General features: G+C 38.2%; 1 protein-coding gene. It reads left to right on the top strand.

The annotated features are described in order from the left end of the window. Positions 1-361 (top strand): ATP-binding cassette domain-containing protein (locus AC1DWA_RS33565; protein ID WP_477917842.1); only part of this gene is annotated, 361 nt, incomplete at its 5' end. Between the last annotated feature and the right edge of the window lie 55 nt (positions 362-416).

The raw sequence follows: 416 nt of genomic DNA, 5'->3' as shown, positions 1-416 counted from the left end.
TATATATGGTTTTTTAGGCCCTAACGGGGCAGGGAAAACCACTACTATACGAATGTTATTGGGATTAGCAACTCCTACTAGTGGTAACATTCATGTATTTGATCTTCCTTTCCCAACAAGAAGAATAGATATTTTAAAACATGTAGGATCTTTAGTTGAGTCTCCATCTTACTATGGACATCTAACAGGATACGAGAACCTAGCTTCACTTGCTCGTATATTACAAGTACCGCAGCAAAGAATTGAAGAAGTTTTAGAGATTGTGCGGCTTTCAGAAGTAGCAAATCGTCTTGTGAAAAACAGGATACGAGAACCTAGCTTCACTTGCTCGTATATTACAAGTACCGCAGCAAAGAATTGAAGAAGTTTTAGAGATTGTGCGGCTTTCAGAAGTAGCAAATCGTCTTGTGAAAAAC

The organism is Rhodococcus sp. P4_F3_2 (genome assembly GCF_056401335.1).
Note: the sequence above shows the minus strand (reverse complement) of the source record. Positions and strands in the feature narration are given on the sequence as shown.